We start from the raw sequence: 20096 nt of genomic DNA on the forward strand, positions 1-20096 counted from the left end.
AAATTGTGTCACGAAGTTAGTTGCATGTGCCTTCGACCAAAGCCGGATTATCGCTGTTTTGGTAACAAAGATTCGCAGGAATCTGCGCTTATCGCCAGTGCGGCCGCCCCCTAGAATTGCCCAGCCCTCCACCTCTTCCTCGGGAAATCGCAGCTGTGCCGCGTCGCATCATCAGAACGCTTCAGGCGTTCAGTGCCTGTGCCCTTAGCCTCACCTTGAGCGGCTGTATCGGAACCTGGGGCATTGCCCCACAAAGCAAGACCCTCCAAGCCAATACCCTGACCACCGATGCGGCCATCCGCGAAGCCGCCAGCGATGCCCACTGGCCCGACCAGCAGTGGTGGCACGCCTACCGTGATCCACAGCTCGATCGTTGGCTCGACCTGGCTATGGCCGGTAGCCCGACCCTGGCCATGGCCGCAGCGCGGGTGCGCGCAGCCAAGGCCATGGCCGGTGTGGTCGAGTCGGCAGAAAAGCTGCAGGCCAACGGCCAGGCGTCGCTCAAACGCCACAACTGGCCTGAAGACCAGTTCTATGGCCCTGGCGCACTGTCGGGTGCCAACACCTGGGACAACAACGCCGCCATCGGCTTCAGCTATGCCCTGGACCTCTGGGGGCGCGAGCGCAATGCCAGCGAACAGGCCGTGGACCAGGCACACATGAGCGTGGCCGAGGCCCGCCAGGCGCAACTGGAACTGCAGAACAATGTGGTGCGTGCCTACATTCAGCTCAGCCTGCACTTCGCCCAGCGCGACATCGTCAAGGCCCAGCTGGAGCAGCAGGAGCAGATCCTGGCTTTGGCCAAGCGCCGCCTGGACGGCGGTATCGGTACCCATTTTGAGGTCAGCCAGGCCGAAGCACCGTTGCCCGAAACCCACCGCCAACTGGATAGCCTGGACGAAGAAATCGCCCTTACCCGCAACCAGCTGGCCGCGCTGGCGGGCAAGGGGCCGGGTGAGGGCGCGCAGATCCAGCGCCCCAGCCTGGCCCTCGCCGCCCCTTTGAAACTGCCGTCGGCCCTGCCGGCCGAGCTGGTCGGCCAGCGCCCCGACGTGGTCGCCAGCCGCTGGCAGGTGGCCGCGCAGGCGCGTGGTATCGACGTCGCCCACGCCGGCTTCTTCCCCAACGTCGACCTGGTCGGCAGCCTGGGCTTCATGGCCACCGGTGGCGGGCCGCTGGAATTCCTCACCGGGCGCAAGTTCAACTACAACGTCGGGCCGGCCATCAGCCTGCCGGTCTTCGACGGCGGCCGCTTGCGCTCGCAGCTGGGTGTGGCCTCGGCGGGCTATGACGTGGCCGTGGCGCACTACAACCAGACGGTCATCGGCGCGCTGAAGAACATTTCCGACCAGTTGATCCGCCGTGAGTCGATGAAGGAGCAGGCCCACTTCGCCGCCGAATCCGTGGCCGCTGCACAGAAAACCTACGATATTGCCATGGTCGCCTTCCAGCGCGGCCTGACCGACTACCTCAACGTGCTCAATGCCCAGACCTTGCTGCTGCGTCAGCAGCAGGTGCAACAGCAGGTGCAGGCCGCGCGCCTGATCGCCCATGCCGAGCTGGTGACAGCGCTGGGCGGTGGCCTGCAGGCCGGCAACGACGTACCTGAGCAGGAGCGCCAGGCGGTGCCGAAAACCCCAGCCACCCTGGCTGTTTTCGACCGCAAACCGGACCACGCCGAATGAGTACATCGAGCCTGCCCCTGCGCTGGCTGCACAGCCTGCAGTGGCGCCGGGGCTTCTTTGCCTGGGCGCGTACCGACGGGGTGACCTGGGTCTACATCTTCAAGGTGCTGGCCGCTGCGTTCATCACCCTGTGGCTGGCCATGCGCCTGGAGTTGCCGCAGCCGCGCACGGCGATGATCACCGTGTTCATCGTCATGCAGCCGCAGAGCGGCCATGTCTTTGCCAAGAGCTTCTACCGGGTGCTCGGCACTCTGGCTGGCTCGGCGATGATGGTGGCGCTGATCGCCCTGTTCCCGCAGAACACAGAGCTGTTCCTGCCCAGCCTGGCGCTGTGGGTGGGCCTATGTTCAGCGGGCGCCATGCGCTACCGCACCTTCCGCGCCTATGGCTTCGTGCTGGCCGGTTACACCGCTGCCATGATCGGCCTGCCGGTGCTGGAGCACCCTGACCAGGCGTTCATGGCTGCGGTGTGGCGGGTGCTGGAGATTGCCCTGGGCATTCTGGTCTCGACCTTCGTCAGTGCCGCGATCTTGCCGCAATCGGCCAGCGCCGCCATGCGCAATGCGTTGTACCAGCGTTTTGGTGTGTTCGCCGGGGTGGTGGTCGAGGCCTTGCGCGGTGACAGCCAGCGTGACCGTTTCGAAACCAGCAACGTACGTTTCGTCGCCGAGGCGGTCGGCCTGGAAAGCCTGCGCAACGTCACCGCCTTCGAAGACCCGCACATGCGCAGGCGCTCTGGCCGGCTGGTGCGCATGAACAGTGAGTTCATGGCCATCACCACGCGCTTCAACGCCCTGCACCGGTTGCTTGAGCGCCTGCGCGCCCGCGGCCCGCTGCAGATCGTCGGGGCCATCGAGCCGGGCCTGAACACCTTGGTCGAGCTGCTTGAGCCCTATGTAGGGCGTGCGCTGACCGATGCCGATGCGCTGCGCCTGACGCTGGAACTGGCTGCCTACAAAGAGGGCCTGCAGGCTCAGGTACGCGGCCTGCGCGCCGAGTACCTGTTGACCGACCCCAGCGGGTCCGACCTGCTGGATTTTCATACCGCTTTCGAGCTGCTCTATCGCTTCGTCGACGAGATGTACAGCTATGCCGAAACCCATGCCTCCCTGGCCGCGCACACGCACGAGCGCGAGCAGTGGGACGAGCCTTACGTGGCCCGGACCAGCTGGCTGGTGTCGCTGGCCGCTGGCGTGCGCGCCTCGGCGGTACTGTTGCTGCTGGGTAGCTACTGGCTGCTCAGCGACTGGCCCAGTGGGGCCATGATGACCTTGATCGCCACCGTCACCGTAGGCCTGTCGGCGGCTTCGCCGAACCCCAAGCGCATGTCGTTCCAAATGGCCTGCGGCACGGCGATCGGCGCGTTCGTCGGCTTCTTCGAAACCTTTTTCGTGTTCCCCTGGATCGACGGTTACCCGCTGCTGTGCATGGTCCTGGCGCCGGTGTTCATGCTTGGCGCGTTCCTGTCTTCGCGGCCGGCTTACGCGGGTTACGGCATAGGCCTGCTGGTGTTCTTCGCCATCGGTTCGGTGCCGAACAACCTGACCGTGTACGACCCTTACACCTTCATCAACGACTACATCGGCATGGTCATCGGCATGTTCGTCTGCGCTGCGGCCGGGGCGATCATCCTGCCGCCCAACAGCCGCTGGTTGTGGAGCCGCCTGGAGCAGGAGCTGCGCGAGCAGGTGCTGTTCGCCATCAGCGGTCGCCTGCGCGGTCTGGGCTCGGCTTTCGAAAGCCGCACTCGTGACCTGTTGCACCAGGCCTATGGCCTGGCTGCCGGCAAGCCGCAGGTCCAAAGCCAGCTGATGGGCTGGATGTTCACCGTGCTGGAAATCGGCCACGCGGTCATCGAGCTGCGCAAGGAGCAGGCCCGCGCACCAATCCACCCGGCGTATGCCGAGTCGCAGCCGTGGCGCCAGGCCATCCGTGTCATGGGCCGGGCTCTGGCGCGGCTGTTCCTGCAGCCCAGCGCCAGCAACCACGAGCGCGCGCTGGTGGCGGTGGACCACGCCATCAGCCGCGTGCAGGCCACCGACGAACCCTTCGCCCGGCACTTCGACACCTCGGTGTTACGCCGCGCGCAGAGCTACCTGCACTTCATCCGTTCCTCCCTGCTCGACCCACAGTCGCCGTTGGCTACGACGAAAGGATTGCACGATGTTCCGTGAAATCATGCCCCGTGAGATCGCTTTTCATGGCGTGTACATGCCCACCATGACCTTGATGTTCCTGTTCGCCCTGGGCCTGGCCTGGGGCCTGGACCGCTTCATTGCCAGCCATGATGGCTACCGCTTCTTCTGGCACCCGGCGCTGTTGCGCCTGAGCCTGTTCGTCTGCCTGTTCGGCGCCCTGGCGCTGTCGCTCTACTGGTGAGAATCCTTCGATGAAAAAGTTCTTCAGCCTGATCGCTACCTTGCTGGTGCTGACCGCTGCCGTGGTGATCGGTCGCCAGTTGTGGCTGCACTACATGACCACGCCCTGGACCCGTGACGGCCGCGTGCGGGCCGACATCATCAATGTCGCCGCCGACGTGCCCGGTTATGTAGTGGACGTACCGGTCAAGGATAACCAGCGGGTGAAGAAGGGCGACCTGCTGATCCGCATCGACCCCGAGCACTACCAGCTGGCTGTCGACCAGGCCAAGGCGCTGGTCGCCTCGCGCAAGGCCACCTGGGAGATGCGCAAGGTCAACGCCCGGCGCCGTGCCGACATGGACAACCTGGTGATCTCCAAGGAAAACCGCGACGACGCCAGCAACATCGCCAACGCCGCCCTGGCCGACTATCAACAGGCCCAGGCAGCACTGGCAGCGGCCGAGCTGAACCTCAAGCGCACCCGTATCGTTGCCACGGTCGATGGTTACGTGACCAACCTGAATATCCACAAAGGTGACTATGCGCGGACCGGTGAGGCGGTGATGGCAGTGGTCGATGAAAACTCGTTCTGGGTTTACGGCTTCTTTGAGGAAACCAAGCTGCCGCACGTGAAGGTGGGTGACCAGGCTGAGCTGCAGATGATGAGCGGCGAACGGCTCAAGGGCCATGTGCAGAGCATCGCCCGCGGTATCTACGACCGCGACAACCCGCAGAGCCGCGAGCTGATTGCCGATGTGAACCCGACCTTCAACTGGGTGCGCCTGGCCCAGCGCGTGCCGGTGCGGATTCACATTGATGAAGTGCCGGACGGGTTTCTGCTGGCGGCGGGGACGACGTGTACGGTGGTGGTGAAGAGGGAGGAATGAAACTGTTATCGCGGGATGCCGTAAGAACGTTAGTTTTGAGCTCAGGGAGGGATTGGGAAATATCCTACTTGATTTAGGGAGAAATCGCCTGCTGGAGCTCTTGGCGGTGCTTTTCCATCGGAGCAGCCTGGGTTGTCACGAAAGCAACCCATCGATTGTTCGAGGAACTCTGATCCCATGCCCGAAAAAACGCTATCCCTGATCGACACCCCTCAGGGCTACAGCGCTTGGCTAGCTGACCTGAAAGGTCGTATTCAAAAAGCCCAGCAAAGGGCCAGCCTTGCCGTGAATCGGGAGCTGGTGGGTCTTTATTGGCATCTTGGGCGAGATATTGTCGAACGCCAAGCGGCTCAAGGTTGGGGAGCGAAAGTCATAGAGCGGCTGGCTCATGACCTCAAAACTGCGTTCCCCGCGATGAAGGGGTTCTCACGAGCCAATCTGATGTATATGCGAGCATTTGCTGAGGCTTGGCCAGAGGAAGCAATTGTCCAACAGGCTGTTGGACAATTGCCATGGGGCCATAATCTGGTGTTGCTGACCAAGTTAAAAAAGCCACAAGAGCGGCTTGCTTATGCAGTGCGGGCATCGGAGTGCGGTTGGTCACGGTCGACCTTGCAGATGCATATCGAGTCCAGGTTGCTGGAGCGCGAGGGTAATGGTGTTTCAAATTTTTCGGCGCTCTTGCAACCGCCAGGGACTGACCTGGCTCGCCAGTTTCTAAAGGATCCTTATCTTTTCGACTTCCTGAATGTAACCCAAGAGGCGAGTGAACGAGAGATCGAGGCAGCGTTGGTGGAGCACATCACCCAATTTCTGCTTGAGCTAGGGGCAGGTTTTGCCTTCGTCGGCCGCCAAGTGCATATGGAAGTCGGAGGTGATGACTTCTATATCGATCTTCTGTTTTACCACCTGAAGCTGCGTTGTTATGTAGTCATTGAGTTGAAGGCAGAAAAGTTCAAGCCGGAGCATCTGGGTCAGCTGAGCTTCTACCTCACTGCAGTTGATTTACAGATGAAGCTAGAGCAAGACAACCCCACGATTGGCTTGCTGCTGTGCAAAGGCAAGAACAAGGTGGTGGCCGAGTACGCGTTACGCGGCAAGTCTCAACCCATTGGTGTCGCTGAATTTCAGTTGATCAATACCTTGCCGGAAGAGCTGCAGGCAAGCTTGCCCACTGTCGAGCAGATCGAGCGGGAGCTGGCTATTCGTCAAGAGTGAGCCATGGCTTTTGAAAATGTCCCCTCAAGCCGCTCCCACCAGCACTGGCACCTCAACCCGATCGATCACTTTAGTGCTGATCGACGGATCCAGCATCCGCCCCAGCCGCGACAGGTGCCGGTGGCCCATGATGATCAGCTCGCATTGCAGTTCCCGTGCCTTGGCGACAATGGCCTCGACCGGTTGCCCGGCGACCATGCAGCCGTGGCTGGTGAAGCCGGCCTGCTTTAGCCATGCAACAGCCTCGGCCACGGCGCGGTCGCCGAGGCGTTGTTCCTCACAGGCGGCAGGGTATTGCTCCAGTTCCTCGGCGGTGTAGGGCGCAGGCTTGTCGTGCACCGCGAAAGTCGAGTCGATGGCCAGCAGTACATGCAGTTCGTGTTCGTCGGGCCGGCAGTAGCGGCGGGCGAGGGTGAGCAGGGCGGTCGAGGCAGGGGACGCGTCGATGGCGATCAGGACGGGGCTGGGCATGGAGGTTCCTTGCTGAAAAACTGGCTGGTCGGTTGCCTGTACCGCCCCATCGCCGGCAAGCCGGCCCACAAGTAATGCACCGATCGCAGGGCAGTGGGGCACCTGTAGGAGCCGGCTTGCCGGCGATAGGGCCGGTACAGCCACAGCATTATTAATGGCTCATCTCGCCCTCGAGATAAATGCCCCTCCACGCACGAACGCATTGCGTCTGGTGCAATCATGCGACCTGTTAACATCGCGTTCCCACAACTGCCACGGAAATCGGCCATGCCACTCCCGGACATGAACCTGCTCGTCGCCCTTGACGCCCTGCTTGATGAAGGCAGTGTGGTCGGTGCGGCGCAGCGCATGAACCTCAGCCCGGCGGCAATGAGCCGGACCCTCGGGCGTATCCGCGATGCCTTGGGCGACCCGATCCTGGTACGCGCGGGTCGTGGCCTGGTACCGACACCTCGGGCGCTGGCCCTGCGCGAGCAGGTGGCGGCGCTGGTGGAGCAGGCCGGTGAGGTGTTCCGCAGTGCTGCAGAGGTGGATTTGCCCAAGCTCGACCGAGCCTTCAACATCCGCACCAATGACCTGTTCATTGCCCTGTATGGCGCCATGCTGTTGCGCCGCATGCATGAGCAGGCCCCGCGCACGGTCCTGCGCTTCGTGCCCGAGAGCCCCGGCGGTGATGACGATAGCGTGCTGCGCGACGGGCGCACCGACCTGATCATCAGCTCGACCGTCGACCTGGGCCCGGAGATCAAGGTGCAGAGCCTGTTCCAGACCTACTACGTGGGTTTGGCGCGGCGCGACCATCCCATATTCGACCAGCCGATCACACCGCAGAGCTTTGCCAGTTATCCACAGATCAGCGTATCCAGGCGTGGCCGCGCCAATGGGCCGATTGACGTCGAACTGGCCAACTTCAAGGTGCAGCGGCGCGTGGCGCTGATCACGCCGAGCTTCCACTCGGCGTTGTTCTCGCTGCCGGATTCGGACCTGATCCTGCCGATGCCCGCCAATATCCTCAACAGTGTGCACAAGCTCGGCTTACCGTTGCGCTCGTTCGAGATTCCGGTGCCGCTGGAGCGGGTAACCGTGCTGCAGGCCTGGCACCCGCGTTATCACAACGATCCGGCCCACCGCTGGTTGCGGCAGATCCTGAAAACCTGCTGCAGTGTCGATCCATAAACCCGCTTCGCCCTACGGCGGCTGGGGCGGATTGCGTCAAACGCAATATAAAGCTGCCGATAAGTCAGTTTTCGTAAGCATTCGACTTTCTTAGACTTGCCCCAGCCATAAAATTGTTGCTGGAGTTGTCTACCCATGAGTTCCCTGTCCGCCCCTGCCACCGCGATCGCCGCCGCCCCCGCGCCGGCTGCGCCCGTGCAGTCGGCGTTCGGCCTGCGCGTGGTGGTCGGGCTGTTCGGCGTGTTGCTGGCCGTGCTGTGCGCCGGCCTCAACGAGTCGGTGACCAAGATTTCCCTGGCCGATATCCGCGGGGGCATGGGCATCGGCGCCGACGAGGGCGCCTGGCTGCTGGCGGTGTACAGCGCCGCGTCGGTTTCGGCCATGGCCTTCGCGCCGTGGCTGGCCACTACCTTCTCCTTGCGCCGCTTCACCATGAGCGCGGTCGGGCTGTTTGCGCTGCTGGGGTTGCTGCAGCCGTTGGCCCCCAACCTGCACAGCCTCATGCTGCTGCGCATCCTTCAGGGTTTTGCAGCGGGCGCCTTGCCACCGATGCTCATGAGCGTGGCGCTGCGTTTTCTGCCGCCGGGCATCAAGGTCTACGGCCTGGCCTGCTATGCCCTGACGGCCACCTTCGGGCCCAACCTCGGCACGCCGCTGGCCGGGTTGTGGACCGAATACGTCGGTTGGCAGTGGGCGTTCTGGCAGATCATCCTGCCCTCGGCCCTGGCCATGTGCTGTGTCGGCTGGGGCTTGCCGCAGGACCCGCTGCGCCTGGAGCGCTTCAAGCAGTTCGACTGGCGCGGCGTGTTGCTGGGCCTGCCGGCCATCAGCTGCATTGTCCTGGGCCTGTCGCTAGGGGACCGCTGGGGCTGGTTCGATTCGCCGCTGATCTGCTGGCTGCTGGGCGGGGGCGTGCTGTTGCTGGTGCTGTTCCTGTACAACGAATGGTCCGAGCCGCTGCCGTTCTTCCAGTTGCGCATGCTGTCGCGCCGCAACCTGAGCTTCGCGCTGGTCACCCTGGCCGGCGTGTTGGTGGTGCTTTCCGGTGTGGGCAGCATTCCCTCTGCCTACCTTGCGCAAATCCAAGGGTATCGCCCGGCGCAAACCAGCCCGCTGATGATGCTGGTGGCCATGCCGCAACTGATTGCCCTGCCGTTGACGGCGGCACTGTGCAACCTGCGTGCGGTGGACTGCCGCTGGGTGCTGGCCACGGGGCTGGCGATGCTGGCGCTGTCGTGCATCGGCAGCAGCCTGCTGACCTCCGAGTGGATCCGTGGTGATTTCTACCCTTTCTACCTGCTTCAGGTGTTCGGCCAACCGATGGCGGTACTGCCGCTGCTGATGCTCTCCACCAATGGCATGAGCCCGCAGGAAGGCCCATTCGCCTCCAGCTGGTTCAACACCGTCAAGGGGCTCGCCGCAGTGATCGCCGGTGGCCTGCTGGATGCCCTCGGCACGCTGCGCCGACACTTTCATTCCAACCACCTGGTGGACAGCCTGGGCAACGCCCCGCTGATCGATGACAACGCTGCGGGCCTTGCCAAGCGTATCCATGACCAGGCGCTGGTGCTGACTTCGGCTGACCTTTACCTTGTCATGGCCGGTATCGCCGTGGCGCTGATCTGCCTGATTCCTTTCGTGCCTACCCGGGTCTACCCACCGCGCGCGGTGGCCTGAGCCCGGATGAATTCGAGACCGCTGAAAATGACCAACAAGCGCAAGACAATCGTGATCGGCTCGGTACTCGCCGTGGCCGTGCTGGCGGGTATCGTCGGCCCCTGGCTGCTCGGCAGTGACCACCGGCAAAGCACCAACGACGCCTACGTGATCGCCGATTACACCGTAGTGGCGCCCAAGGTGGCCGGCTTCGTCAAGCAAGTGCTAGTCGAAGACAACCAGCAGGTGCAGGCCGGCCAGTTGCTGGCGACCATCGATGCGCGTGACTACCAGGCCGCCCTGGATGCCGCGCAGGCCCAGTTGCTGGTGGCCAAGGCGCAAAGCGCCGATGCCCGTGCCACCCTGGAACGCCAGGCGGCATTGATTGCCCAGGCCGAGGCGGCGGTGAAGGCAGCGCAGGCCGAAGCATCGTTCGCCGACCATGAGGTCAACCGCTACAGCCGCCTCGCCCAGCAGGGGGCCGGCACCGTGCAGAATGCCCAGCAGGCGCGCAGCCGGGTCGACCAGGCCCGCGCACGGCTGGCCAATACCCAGGCTGCATTGGTTGCCGCGCGCAAGCAGGTGGACATCCTCAGCGCTCAGGTCGCCAGCGCCGATGGGCAGTTCAAGCGTGCCGAAGCGGGCGTTGAAAAAGCTCAGCTGGACCTGTCCTACACGCGCATTACCGCCCCGGTGGATGGCATGGTCGGTGAGCGTGCCCTGCGCGTTGGCGCCTTCGTCAACCCGGGCGCACGCCTGCTGTCGGTGGTGCCCTTGCAGCATGCCTATGTGGTCGGCAATTTCCAGGAAACCCAGCTGACCCATGTGCAGCCGGGGCAGCCTGTCAGTATCAGCGTCGATACCTTTTCCGGTGAAACCCTCAAGGGCCATGTCCAAAGCATTGCGCCCGCCACTGGCGTGACCTTCGCGGCAGTAAAACCCGACAACGCCACCGGCAACTTCACCAAGGTCGTGCAGCGCATCCCGGTGAAAATCGTCTTCGATGACGGCCAGCCGTTGCTTGCGCGCCTGCGTGTGGGCATGTCGGTGGAAGCGACCATCGACACCCGTGGTGACACGTTCAGTGGCAAAGAGGTGAGTGCACGATGAAACCGGCAGTACGCTTGAGCCCCTTGCTGCTGGCCGTGCTGATGGCCGGCTGCACCCTGGGCCCCGACTTCAAACGCCCGGACAGCCAGGCCCCGCAGCAATGGGCACCGCTGCAGGGCCAGGCGGCACCCAGCCAGCCGCAAGCAGAACCGCTTGAACTGCGTTGGTGGGAGACCTTCCACGATGCGCGCCTGAGTGCGCTGATCCAGCAGGTGGCCGAGCGTAACCTCGACCTGCAGATCGCCAGTGCGCGGCTGCTGCAAAGCCGCGCCTTGCGCAGCACGGTGGCTGCCGACCAGGCGCCGTCGGTCGATGTGGATGGCGGCTACAGCCGCGCCCGTAACAGTGCCGAAGGCCTCAGCGACCCGTCTGGCAAAGCAGGCAAGTCGGCGTTCAACCTGTGGCAGGGCGACCTGGTCGCCGGTTGGGAGCTGGACCTCTGGGGCCGGGTGCGCCGGCAGGTGGAGGCTGCCGACGCCACGGTGGAAGTGGCCGAGAATGACCGGCGCGGTGTGCTCTTGGCGCTGTTGTCGGAAACCGCAGGCAACTACATCCAGTTGCGTGCCGTGCAGCACACGCTCGATGTCACGCGCGACAACCTGAAGGTCGCCCGGCACAGCCTGAAGCTGTCCCAGGATCGCCAGGCCGAGGGTGTCGCCACCCGGCTCGACGTGGCCCAGGCCAGTGCCCAGGTTGCCTCGATCCAGGCCCGTCTACCGAGCCTGGAGGCCCGGCGCGACGACCTGATCAACGCGCTCAGCCTGCTGGCGGCCGAGCCGCCACGCAGTTTGCAGGCACAGTTGCTTGAGGGCGGGGAGTTGCCCGCGCCGCAGCAGCAATTTGCGATCGGCTTGCCGTCCGAGCTGGCCGAGCGCCGTCCGGACATCCGCCAGGCCGAGGCGCGGCTGCATGCGGCCACTGCCAGCATTGGCGTGGCCAAGGCGGATTTCTACCCCAGCATCCGGCTGTCCGGCAGCGTCGGCTTCCAGTCCATGCAACTGTCGGATTTCGGCGCCTGGGACTCGCGCCGCTTTGCCTTCGGCCCACAGCTGTCGTTGCCGATCTTCGAGGGTGGCCGGCTCAAGGGCACCCTGGCGCTGCGTGAGGCGCAGCAGCAGGAGGCGGCGCTCAACTACCGCAAGGTGGTGCTCGGTGCCTGGCACGAGATCGACGATGTGTTGCGCCTTTACAACGCCAGCCAGCTGCGCCGTGATCATTTGGCCGAAGCGGTGCGGCAGAACCGCATCGCCCTGGAAACCGCCCAGCGTCAGTACGTGGAAGGGGCAGTGGACTTTCTCAACGTGCTGACCGTACAGAGTGCGTTGCTGGCCAGCGAAGAGCAGTGGATCGACAGTTCGGCGGCGGTATCGCAGGCATTGGTCGGGCTGTACAAGGCTTTGGGTGGTGGCTGGCAGGCGTTCGACGGGCAGCCGACGACAAAGGTGTGATCAAGCGGAGGCAGCCATGCACCTCTCCCTCAATGGAAAGCGCGCACTCATCAGTGGCTCCATGGCAGGGCAGGGCCTGTCTACCGCCATAGACCTTGCCGCCGCCGGCGCCGAGGTCGTGCTCAACGACCGCTCCCAGGCGTTGGTCGACGCTGCGCTGAAAGCGATACGTGAGCGCTTGCCCAAGGCACGGATCATTGGCGTTGCCGCTGACCTGGGCACCGAACAGGGCGTACAGGCGTTGCTGGAGCAGGTGCCGCATACCGATATCCTGGTCAACAACGGCACGCGGGACGTTGCCCGGCGCCTGCAGCGTCATTACGCCCGCGGCATGGCCGAGCGCAAATGGGGGCAGGTGATCCACCTGGGCGGTGAATCAGAGCGGTCGCAGCAGCCCGAAGCGTTTGCGCAGTACCCAGTCCAGTAACCGGCGTGGCAGCCAGCGTGCCAGTAGCGGCAACGCCGTACTGCCATTGCCCAGCCGCACCACCGCTGGCACAGGCGATTTGCGCGTGGCCGCCAGCAGCCATTGGGCAAATTGCGCCGCGGATGTGGGCCGGTCTTGCGAGGCGCGGGCCCGCGCCTGGATATGCTCGCGCAGCGGCCACCACGGCGACTGCGCCGCTACCACCTGATCGGCCTGGCGCAGGGCATTGCTGGCGAATTGTGAGGCGATCGCCCCCGGTTGCACTTCCATCACCTGAATGCCGAAAGGCGCCAGCTCCAGGCGCAGGGCGTCGCTCAGTGCGTGCACGGCAGCCTTGGAGGCGCAGTAGGCGCCGGCGAACGGCGTGACCAGTACGCCCGATACACTGCCGATGTTGACCACCAGCCCACGCGCACGGCGCAGCAGCGGGAACAGTGCACCGGTTACACCGATCACGGCGAACACATTGGTTTCGAACTGTTGGCGCAGGGCGTCCACGCCGCCATCGAGCAGGGGGCCCATGGCACCGTAACCTGCGTTGTTGACCAGGATGTCGAGCCGGCCGTGGCGTGCTTCCAGCTCCTCGGCCAGGTGCTTCAGGCCCTCGGCGTCGTTGACGTCAAGCTGCCGGGCGGTGAAACCGGCGCCGGCCAGGTGTTCGACGTCTTCGGCTTTACGGGCGGTGGCCCAAACGTCGTGGCCGGCATCGCGAAAGGCTTCGGCCAGGGCGCGGCCGATGCCGCTGGAACAACCGGTGATCAGGACGGTGGGCATTGGGCAGGCCTGTGCTCAAAGTAAGTTATGTATAGGCTGGGCTGGCCCTATCGCCGGCAAGGCAGCTCCCAGAAGTACCCCGAATCTGCGGGCAGCGGTGAACCTGTGGCAGCCGGCTTGCCGGCGATAGGGCCAGAGCAGGCACCGTATCAGTTGGCGAATGTACCCTGTAGATGCTCGGCACGAAACTCCAGTGTCTGCGGCCGGTAGCCGGCGCGCAGTGGCGGCAGTGGCAGGCAACCGGTCCATTCTGCCCCAGGCTGCAGTTCGCCCGGCCCACGATAGCGTGGTGCGCTGTAGGTGTTTTCGGCCAGGTTGATGGTATCGCCCGGGGCGTAGGCACCGACCCGCCAGCGCAGTTCTGTCAGCGGAGCCTTGTTGCCGTTTTTCATGTGTACCTTCAAGGCACGGTCGGCGGGGCATTGATCCGGGGCATAGGTCAGGCGCAGGTCAAGACGCGCCAGTTGCGAAGCTTCGCGTGTGTCCTGCCAGACGACGAACAGCGCGACCAGCCCGAGGCCGCAGACAGCGGCCAGCGAGATCGGCAGGGCCTTGGCCGGGTAACGCAGCAGCAGTACCAGCCAGGTGAGGATGAGGAAGGCGCCGATGATCATGTGGTCCGATTCCCGTTCGAGTCTTCGGACATCTTGGAGCGGCCAGCTGCAAGCTGCAAGCGGCAAGCTGCAAGAGAAAAGCGGGTCGGCGGTGGCCCCACATCTGTAGGTACACCGCCGACCCGCTGTGCTTGTAGCTTGCAGCTCGTAGCTTACTGCGCGATGGTCTTCACCGATACGCCACGTTCGACGGGAGTGGCCGTGCGCCCATACACATCCTCGAAGCGCTCGATATCATCCTCGCCCAGGTAGCTGCCGGACTGCACTTCGATGATCTCCAGCGGGATCTTGCCCGGGTTGCGCAGGCGGTGGACCGAGGCGATCGGGATATAGGTCGACTGGTTTTCGGTGAGCAGGAACACGTTTTCATCGCACGTCACCTCGGCGGTGCCCGATACCACGATCCAGTGCTCGGCACGGTGGTGGTGCATCTGCAGCGACAGGCTGGCGCCCGGCTTGACGGTGATGTGCTTGACCTGGAAGCGGCCGCCCATGTCCACCGAATCGTAAGAGCCCCACGGGCGGTACACCTCAAGGTGGTTCTGGGTTTCGCTGCGGCCTTGCTCGTCGAGGGTCTTGACCATCTGCTTGACGCCCTGGACCTTGTCCTTGTGGGCAATCATCATCGCGTCCTTGGTCTCGACCACAACGATGTTTTCCAGGCCGATCACCGACACCAGCTTGCCATTGCCATGGATCATGCAGTTGCGGCTGTCCTGCACCACCACATCACCCTTGGTGACGTTGCCATTGGCGTCCTTGTCATGCACTTCCCACAGCGACGACCAGCAGCCGACGTCGCTCCAGCCAGCCGACATCGGCACTACGCAGGCGCGCTGGGTCTTTTCCATCACCGCGTAGTCGATGGAGTTGTCCGGGCAGCAGGCGAAGGTCGCTTCGTCGATGCTCAGCACATCATCTGTTTCGTCGCTGCGCTCCAGGGCCAGCACGCAAGTGTCATAGATGTCGGGCTCGTGCTTTTTCAGCTCTTCAAGGAAGCGGCTGGCGCGGAACAGGAACATGCCGCTGTTCCAGAAGTAGCCACCGGACTGAACGAACTCGGCGGCGCGCTTTTCGTCGGGTTTTTCGACGAACTGCGCCACCCGGGCCACACCTTCGGGCAGCAGGGCGTCTTGGCTGGAGCGGATGTAGCCATAGCCGGTCTCGGGCTTGGTCGCCGGGACGCCGAACAGCACCATCTCGCCACGCTCGGCGGCCACGGTGGCCAGGGCCAGGGCACGTTGCAGGGCCTTCTGGTCGTCGATCACGTGGTCGGCCGGCAGCACCAGCATCAAGTCATCGCGCCCCTCGTTGGCCAGCTTCATGGCGGCCATCGCCACCGCAGGGGCCGTGTTGCGGCCGAAGGGTTCCATCAGGATGCCCTGGGTCTGCAGTTTCAGCGCCGCGAGCTGTTCCTGGACGATGAACTTGTGGTCCTTGTTGCAGACCACGATCGGGGCGTCCATGCCTTCGAACACCAGGCGCTCGAGGGTTTGCTGGAACAGCGTGTGCTCACCGGTCAGGGCGAGGAACTGCTTGGGGAACTGCTTGCGCGACAAAGGCCACAGACGCGAACCGCTACCACCAGAAAGAATTACCGGGATCATGTTGTTTCTCCAATAAGGTCGTTAAAGAGGCAGAGGATCAGTTGGTGGACACTGGGCGGGTGACCCATACCGGCGACAGGCTGCTGCCCGAGCCGGTGACGTACAGCACGGCGGCTTCGCCGCGCTCCAGGGCGACGGGTTTGACGTCGCTGACTTTCTTGTCTCCTGCAAACAGGGCCAGGTTCACCTTGACCGGGTTGATCTCACGCTCGCCACGGCCTTTGGCAGCCACCGGAGTAACCACCTCGGTCTTGCCGTCAGCGGTCTTCAGGGCCAGCGCCTGATCGCTCAGGTTCTGTACACGCACCAGGGCTTTCTGCTTGTTCTTGAAAGGCGGTTCTTCGATCAGCTGCGGGTTGCCGCTGCCGTTGTTGACCAGGGTGTAGTACTTGTCTGCGGCGAGCTTGACCGGGACACTCTTGCCGGCGACCTGCGCGGTGTAGTCACCGCCCGGGAGGAAGCTGAAGTCGCTGCTGGCCTGGGCGCCGACCTGTTTGATCTGGGTGTTGCCGACGCTGGCGGCAGCCGGTGCAGGGGAGGCGTTGTACAGGCGCACGAAGGTCGAGCCTTTCGGTGCGGTCGGGCCATACAGGGCAGCGTCGGCGCCGGCGAATGCCTGCATCGAAGCCAACGACAGGCCTGCTGCGAGGGTGAGGGCTTTGGCAATGGAAGTCTTGGTAGTCATGTGCGTGTTCCTCTCTATCTATCAGTGGTCCGTCCGGTTGGACGACAGGGCCAGGTTTTCTTCGGATTTGCGGGTGTTCTTCAGTTGCGCGATCCACTGTGGATCGAAGCTGCTGAGGTCGTTTTTCATTGGCAGATAACGTTCGGGGAATTCCCACACCACAACCTGTGGCGCGGCGTTCTTGAAAGCATCGCTTTGCAGGTACTTGAGCATTGGCAGCAGGGGGCCGTGGCCGTCTTCGGCATAGTTGGCGACGTCGCTGCGCAGGGCCTGCTGCAGCGCGCCGAGGAAGTTCCAGTGCGGGTTGGCGCTGTAGCTGGTGCCGACCAGGGCGACCGGGATCTGGCTGTCGGCGAACAGGGCATCGCCCGCATCACCTTCGGCCTCGACCGGGCGCGTGCTGCGTTGCTGCAGGGTGTCCGGGCTGGGCAAGAGGTTGCTGAACAGCGGGTCCAGTGGCAGGAAGTTGGTCAGGTCGCCCTTGTACGGGGCGGTGTTGCCGGCCTCGGTGATGAACGTCTGTGGGTCGCCGTTGAGCAGGCTCTGGCGCCCGACCGCCTCGGCCACAGCCTGTGCGGCGACTTCAGCGCCCATCGGCGTCCAGTGGGTATCGGTGCGCAGGAAGACCTGGCCGCGGGCCTTGGCCTGTTCCATCGGGGCCATCAGGTCAGGGGCGAACACGTTGGCCTGACGGACCTGGGCATGGAACTGGTTGTACAGGTCGTCATGCAGGCTGGCTGGTGCCTCCTTGCCCACATACTCCGAGTAGACCCGCGCCTTGGCCGGCACGATCGCCAGCACCAGCTGGCTGCCGTGCTGTTGCAGGGTGTCGCGCACACCGCGGATCAGCGCCAGGTTTTCCTGCATGAGCTGGTCGGCACCGGCAGTCGGTTTGAACTCTTCGTCGCTGAACAGCCACTGGTCACGGCCCAGCACCACGCCCGGGCGGCCTTCGTTGAACAGCTTGTAATCCAGCGCGGCCCAGAGGTTGGTGCCCAGGCGCTTGATCGGGAACTCGTCGTCGTAGTGCGTCTCGGCGGCCTTGGCCAGCTTGCCGTTGAGCACGGTCATCTGTTCGGTGCGCTGGAAGCTTTGCAGGCCACCGGTGGACCAGGCGCCCATGCCTACCAGCAGGCCGATGAACGACAGGGAATAGGTGATGCGTAATGTCCGGGTCATGGTCATCAACCTCAGAACTGGAAGTAAAGGAACGGCGAGTAGCTCTGCGCCGAAAGCTTGAGGATCGAGGCCACGAACAGCAGCAGGATCAGGGCGCGGGTCATCACCCGGGTCCAGTCCAGGCCAAGCGAGCCGTCGGCATTGACCTGCGCCGGGGTGCGCATGGCTGCCGGCGGGGTGGCATTGCGGTAGAAGTCACGCAGGCCGAAGAACGCCAGGGTGATGTAGGCGATGACCAGCGTCGCCACCTGCAGCCCGGTGAGCTGGGCGCGGTTGAGTTCGGACAGCTGCCACTCGCCGAAGCTGAACATGGCGCCGTACATGCGGCCGGCCACTTCCAGGTTTTCGGCGCGGAAGATCACCCAGCCGACCACCACCAGCAGGAAGGTGAACGCCCACTTGACCGGGTTGAAGCGCTGCGGGTTGGTGTCCAGGCCCAGTGCGCGCTCGATTGCCAGCCACATGCCGTGCCAGGCGCCCCAGATGATGTAGGTGAAGTTGGCGCCGTGCCACAGCCCGCCCAGCAGCATGGTCAGGAACAGGTTGCGGTAGGTGTTGAAGGTGCCTTTGCGGTTGCCGCCCAGGGTGATGTACAGGTAGTCGCGCAGCCAGGTCGACAGGCTGATGTGCCAGCGGCGCCAGAACTCGGTGATCGACTGGCTGATGTAAGGCTGCTTGAAGTTCTCCATGAAGCGGAAGCCCATCATCAGCCCCAGGCCGATGGCCATGTCGCTGTAGCCGGAGAAGTCGAAGTACAGCTGCGCGGTGTAGGCCAGCGCACCGAGCCAGGCGTCACCGGTGGTCGGGTTCTGCAGGGCGAAGCAATGGTCGGCGACCACCGCCAGGGTGTCGGCGATGAACACTTTCTTGATGAAGCCCTGCATGAAGCGGGTGCAGCCTTCGGAGAACTTGTCCAGGGTGTGGGTGCGGTTGTTGAACTGGTCGACCAGGTCCTTGAAGCGCAGCACCGGGCCGGCGATCAGGTGCGGGAAGATCGCCACGAACGCTGCGAAGTCGATCAGGTTGCGGGTGGCCGGGGTGTCGCCGCGGTACACATCGATGATGTAGCTGATCGACTCGAAGATGTAGAACGAGATACCGATCGGCAACAGCACGTGGGTGAGGATGAAGGGCTCAAGGCCGAACGAGCTGATGATCGCGTTGAGGCTGTCGACGCCGAAATTGGCGTACTTGAAGTAGCCGAGGATCGCCAGGTCCACGCCTACGCCCAGCAACAGCCAGCGCTGTGCAGGCTTGGTGCGCACGCCAGCGGCGCCGACTTTCAGGCCGATCCAGTAGTTCCACAGGGTGACACCGGCGAACAGGGCGAGGAAGTCCACCCGCCACCAGGCGTAGAAGATGTAGCTGGCGACCAGCAGCAGCAGGTTGCGATAGCGTTGCCCGCTCAGGTAGTACAGGCCGAGGAATATCGGCAAGAACAGGAACAGGAACACGTTGGACGAGAAGACCATCCCGGTTCTCCTAAATTGTTCACAGCATCCAGGGCAAAGCGCCCCCCAAACCCCCCAGTGAGAAACTGGAGGAAACCTTTGTTGCTTCAATACCGCTGGCGAGGGGCTTGGCCCTCGTTTCGCGACGCGAGGCCGCTCCTACAGATTCAGCGCCGTCCTTGTAGGAGCGGCCTTGCGTCGCGATGGGCCGCAAAGCGGCCCCCATTCAGGCAACGCTCATTTCTTGGATTGCGCGCTCGGGTCATAGACCCGGGTCAGGTTGCCGCCCAGGCGGAAGCTGTCGAACGGCTGCATCCGGTGTTTGCGCTCAAGCGTGTCGCCCACGCACTGGTACAGCGCGCACCAAGGCTCGAGCCAGGCGTACTTGCCGTCGACCTTGAGGTCCTTCATGTCCTGTTTCTCACCTGCGCGCTCGGCGAAGTGGCGCGGGTCGCGGGCGCCGTACAGCACGCCTTCACCCAGGCGCTGCAGGGCAAAGTTGTTTTCGCTGCGCAGGTCCACGCCATTGGCCTTGGCAAAGCTTGCGATCATCGCCAGTGGCGGCAGGGCGTAGTTGTGGTAAGCCAGGGCACGCTGCTTGCGCTTGATTTCGTTGGGCAGGAAGCCTTGGTCGTCGATCTGGTTGGCGCCGACCTTGTATTCCTTCACCGCCCAGTCGAACAGGTCACGGCGGTCGGTGGCCACGGCGGTAGCCATCACCGACCAGGCCGCCCAGTAGCTGTGGTTGTTGATCTTCTCCAGCGGCAGGTTGCTCCAGTCGCGCACGGTCTGCTCGGCGAGGCGGGCGAACCACTTCTCGATCAGCTCGGCCTCGGCCTGGTGTGCTGCCAGTGGCTGCGAATTGGAGAACTTCAGGCGCAGCCACGAGCCGCTCATGCTGCCCAGCGCCCATTTGCGCATGGACTTGCCGGTGTGGTTGTAGTTGGTGGACATCAGCGCATCGGCGCGCGCCCAGGTGCCCAGCCAGGTCAGGGTGCAGTCCAGTTGTGCCGGGCGGCCGTCACGCATGTACTGGTTGACCATCTTGGCGACACCACGCTCAAGGGTTGTGATGTCTTTGGTGGAGTCGCGGAAGGCTTGTTCCGAGTCCCGGTTCAGGGTCGCCCGAGCCTTGTCCGAGCCTTCGTACTTGCTGCGAAATTGCAGCGCGCCGGTGAAAGGTTTGGGCGCAGATTCGCAGCGGAAGTTGCCGTCGCTGGTCTTGATTTTTTCAATCCCCTCGTAATAACCCTGGGGGGGGACCAGCGCGGCATGCGCGGCACCTCCGTACAGGGCCAGAACGAGCAGGGCGGGGCTGAAGATTCGCTTGAATGCAGTCATGGTCGCC

18 protein-coding genes are annotated in these 20096 nt (G+C 63.8%); 10 read left to right on the forward strand and 8 right to left on the reverse strand.

Translation table 11 applies throughout. The features are described from left to right. Positions 1–155 precede the first annotated feature (155 nt). From JOE27_RS20725 to JOE27_RS20745, 5 genes are all read left to right on the forward strand, one after another. Complete coding sequence (locus tag JOE27_RS20725; protein WP_204919795.1) at positions 156–1685, forward strand: efflux transporter outer membrane subunit; 1530 nt, start codon at positions 156–158, stop codon at positions 1683–1685. Further along, the gene (locus JOE27_RS20730; protein WP_204919797.1) at positions 1682–3859 is read left to right on the forward strand and encodes an FUSC family protein; all 2178 of its coding nucleotides are present in this window, start codon (positions 1682–1684) and stop codon (positions 3857–3859) included. The genes JOE27_RS20725 and JOE27_RS20730 overlap by 4 nt, the downstream gene beginning before the upstream one ends. A gap of 4 nt (positions 3860–3863) precedes the next feature. Beyond that, positions 3864–4064 carry a DUF1656 domain-containing protein gene (locus tag JOE27_RS20735; RefSeq protein WP_008097766.1) on the forward strand — a complete coding sequence of 67 codons (201 nt, stop codon included), beginning with the start codon at positions 3864–3866 and terminating at the stop codon, positions 4062–4064. A 10-nt stretch (positions 4065–4074) separates the two neighbouring features. Beyond that, positions 4075–4932, forward strand: a complete 858-nt coding sequence (locus tag JOE27_RS20740; RefSeq protein WP_115273604.1) for an HlyD family secretion protein — start codon at positions 4075–4077, stop codon at positions 4930–4932. A gap of 177 nt (positions 4933–5109) precedes the next feature. After that, the gene (locus JOE27_RS20745) at positions 5110–6150 is read left to right on the forward strand and encodes a PDDEXK nuclease domain-containing protein (RefSeq protein ID WP_115273605.1); all 1041 of its coding nucleotides are present in this window, start codon (positions 5110–5112) and stop codon (positions 6148–6150) included. Positions 6151–6174: 24 nt separating this feature from the next. Here JOE27_RS20745 and JOE27_RS20750 read toward each other — a convergent pair whose 3' ends face one another. Then, a complete protein-coding gene (locus tag JOE27_RS20750; RefSeq protein ID WP_115273606.1) occupies positions 6175–6621 on the reverse strand; it encodes a universal stress protein in 447 nt (148 codons plus the stop codon). Between the two features lie 267 nt (positions 6622–6888). Here JOE27_RS20750 and JOE27_RS20755 point away from each other — a divergent pair, with 267 nt between their 5' ends. The 5 genes from JOE27_RS20755 to JOE27_RS20775 all read left to right on the forward strand — a co-directional run bounded on the left by JOE27_RS20755 (position 6889) and on the right by JOE27_RS20775 (position 12438). Further along, on the forward strand, positions 6889–7797 hold the full coding sequence (locus JOE27_RS20755) for a LysR family transcriptional regulator (RefSeq protein WP_115273607.1): 909 nt from the start codon (positions 6889–6891) through the stop codon (positions 7795–7797). Positions 7798–7932: 135 nt separating this feature from the next. Beyond that, positions 7933–9474: an MFS transporter gene (locus JOE27_RS20760; RefSeq protein WP_046784806.1), complete on the forward strand. Its 1542-nt coding sequence runs from the start codon at positions 7933–7935 to the stop codon at positions 9472–9474. 27 nt (positions 9475–9501) lie between these two features. Beyond that, positions 9502–10563, forward strand: a complete 1062-nt coding sequence (locus tag JOE27_RS20765) for an HlyD family secretion protein (protein WP_115273609.1) — start codon at positions 9502–9504, stop codon at positions 10561–10563. Beyond that, on the forward strand, positions 10560–12011 hold the full coding sequence (locus JOE27_RS20770; protein ID WP_204919799.1) for an efflux transporter outer membrane subunit: 1452 nt from the start codon (positions 10560–10562) through the stop codon (positions 12009–12011). The genes JOE27_RS20765 and JOE27_RS20770 overlap by 4 nt, the downstream gene beginning before the upstream one ends. A 16-nt stretch (positions 12012–12027) precedes the next feature. Continuing rightward, positions 12028–12438 (forward strand): SDR family NAD(P)-dependent oxidoreductase, encoded by a 411-nt coding sequence (locus JOE27_RS20775; protein WP_204919802.1) that lies wholly within the window; start codon positions 12028–12030, stop codon positions 12436–12438. Here the strand turns inward: JOE27_RS20775 and JOE27_RS20780 are convergent. The 7 genes from JOE27_RS20780 to JOE27_RS20810 form a co-directional block, all read right to left on the reverse strand. Beyond that, positions 12388–13212: an SDR family oxidoreductase gene (locus JOE27_RS20780; RefSeq protein WP_204919804.1), complete on the reverse strand. Its 825-nt coding sequence runs from the start codon at positions 13210–13212 to the stop codon at positions 12388–12390. The genes JOE27_RS20775 and JOE27_RS20780 overlap by 51 nt on opposite strands. Before the next feature lie 149 nt (positions 13213–13361). After that, positions 13362–13826 carry a multidrug transporter gene (locus JOE27_RS20785; protein ID WP_204919806.1) on the reverse strand — a complete coding sequence of 155 codons (465 nt, stop codon included), beginning with the start codon at positions 13824–13826 and terminating at the stop codon, positions 13362–13364. A gap of 152 nt (positions 13827–13978) precedes the next feature. Next, entirely contained in the window at positions 13979–15433 is a 1455-nt protein-coding gene (locus JOE27_RS20790; protein ID WP_204919808.1) for a mannose-1-phosphate guanylyltransferase/mannose-6-phosphate isomerase, read from the reverse strand. A gap of 37 nt (positions 15434–15470) precedes the next feature. After that, the gene (locus JOE27_RS20795; RefSeq protein WP_115273612.1) at positions 15471–16118 is read right to left on the reverse strand and encodes an alginate O-acetyltransferase AlgF; all 648 of its coding nucleotides are present in this window, start codon (positions 16116–16118) and stop codon (positions 15471–15473) included. A gap of 21 nt (positions 16119–16139) precedes the next feature. Continuing rightward, a complete protein-coding gene (locus JOE27_RS20800) occupies positions 16140–17297 on the reverse strand; it encodes an alginate O-acetyltransferase (protein ID WP_046784812.1) in 1158 nt (385 codons plus the stop codon). 11 nt (positions 17298–17308) lie between these two features. After that, positions 17309–18769 (reverse strand): MBOAT family protein, encoded by a 1461-nt coding sequence (locus tag JOE27_RS20805; RefSeq protein WP_012312809.1) that lies wholly within the window; start codon positions 18767–18769, stop codon positions 17309–17311. 216 nt (positions 18770–18985) lie between these two features. After that, positions 18986–20089 (reverse strand): mannuronate-specific alginate lyase, encoded by a 1104-nt coding sequence (locus JOE27_RS20810; RefSeq protein ID WP_012312810.1) that lies wholly within the window; start codon positions 20087–20089, stop codon positions 18986–18988. Between the last annotated feature and the right edge of the window lie 7 nt (positions 20090–20096).

This window comes from Pseudomonas sp. M5 (genome assembly GCF_016907075.1).
Lineage (GTDB): Bacteria > Pseudomonadota > Gammaproteobacteria > Pseudomonadales > Pseudomonadaceae > Aquipseudomonas > Aquipseudomonas putida_E.